The following is a 1,251-nucleotide window of genomic DNA, read 5'->3' as shown; positions in this document are numbered from 1 at the left end:
GGATCCGTGCCGTCGTCGCAACACGGTGGGTCTAGGGGTTCAACATCAGCTGGGTCATGAGCTCTTGCGGGCGAGCGTAGTCGAGGCGTTTGCGGGGACGGTCGTTCATCTGGGCCTCGACGAACTCGAGGTGTTCGACGTCGTGGAGGGCGAGGTCGGTGCCCTTTGGGAAGTACTGGCGCAGCAGGCCGTTGGTGTTCTCGTTCGAGGGCCGGTGCCACGGCGTGTGGGGGTCGGCGAAGAAGATGTCGATGTCGGCGTCCACGGCGACCTTCTTGTGCTGTGAGAGTTCCTTGCCCTGGTCCCAGGTCAGCGACCGGCGAAGGTCGTGGGGAAGTTCGACCAGCCTCCGGGTCAGGGCGGCGGTGACGTGCTCGACGCCACGGCCGTTGGGTAGGTGCAGCAGCATCAGGTAGCCGGTGGCGCGTTCGACCACGGTGCCGATGGCGGAGCCGTTGTTCTTGCCGATGATCAGGTCGCCTTCCCAGTGGCCGGGGATCCGGGTGCCGTCAGGATGGTCGACCGGGGGCCGGTCGTGGATGGAGACCATGTCGGGGATCTGGCCCTGACCGGTGGCCCGGCCGTGCTTGTTAGGCACCCGAATCGCCCGCCCTGAGCGCAACGCGGCGGTGACCTCACGCTTGAGCTCACCGCGAGGCTGGAGATAGATCCACCGGTAGATCGTCTCGTGGTGCACGTTCATCGCCGGCTCGTCGGGATGGTCATGACGCAATCGTCCCGCGATCTGCTCCGGAGAGTATTTCGCCCCCAGATCCTTGACGATGCGTGCCCGCAGCACCGGGTTCGACTCGATCTTCGAGTCCTGCGGCCTGCGGGCATCCTCGAACGTGGCGGCATGGGCCCACTTCGCCAGGTACCGCCCATCGGCGTCCAGATGGGCCTTGACCTCCCGGCCGATGGTCGAGCGGTGCCGCCCCAGATCATCGGCGATCGCACTCATCGAGCGTTGCTGTTTCAGCCCGATCTCGATGTGCACCCGATCCTCAAAGGACAGACGAGAAGCCGTCTGCTTGCGCCGTGGACGGATCCCACCCGCCTCGACCACCCGGTTACGGACCGTGGCCCGGTCGAAGCCGACCAGCTCGCCGACCGCACCCACCCGCAGACCAGAGCACCACGCATCCCACATCGCCTGCTGCCGATCCATCTGCATCCTCGGCGTAAACGGCCTGTGAATCTTCATCATCAACACCTACTCATCATCAGGTGTTGCTACGACGCTGCGGACCC

1 protein-coding gene is annotated in these 1,251 nt (G+C 65.4%); it reads right to left on the bottom strand.

Annotated elements, in window-relative coordinates:
* Positions 1 to 31 precede the first annotated feature (31 nt).
* A complete protein-coding gene (locus NJ4_RS24830; RefSeq protein WP_067442125.1) occupies positions 32 to 1,168 on the bottom strand; it encodes an IS30 family transposase in 1,137 nt (378 codons plus the stop codon).
* Positions 1,169 to 1,251 lie beyond the last annotated feature (83 nt).

This window comes from Nocardioides jensenii JCM 1364 = NBRC 14755 (genome assembly GCF_001552535.1).
GTDB classification, from domain to species: domain Bacteria; phylum Actinomycetota; class Actinomycetes; order Propionibacteriales; family Nocardioidaceae; genus Nocardioides; species Nocardioides jensenii.
The sequence above is the reverse complement of the archived record's forward strand: the minus strand, read 5'-3'. Positions and strand labels throughout refer to the sequence as shown.

Excerpts from the sequence above, each read along its gene's own strand:
- NJ4_RS24830 (WP_067442125.1), bottom strand. The coding sequence starts at position 1,168 with ATGGATCGGCAGCAGGCGATGTGGGATGCGTGGTGCTCTGGTCTGCGG.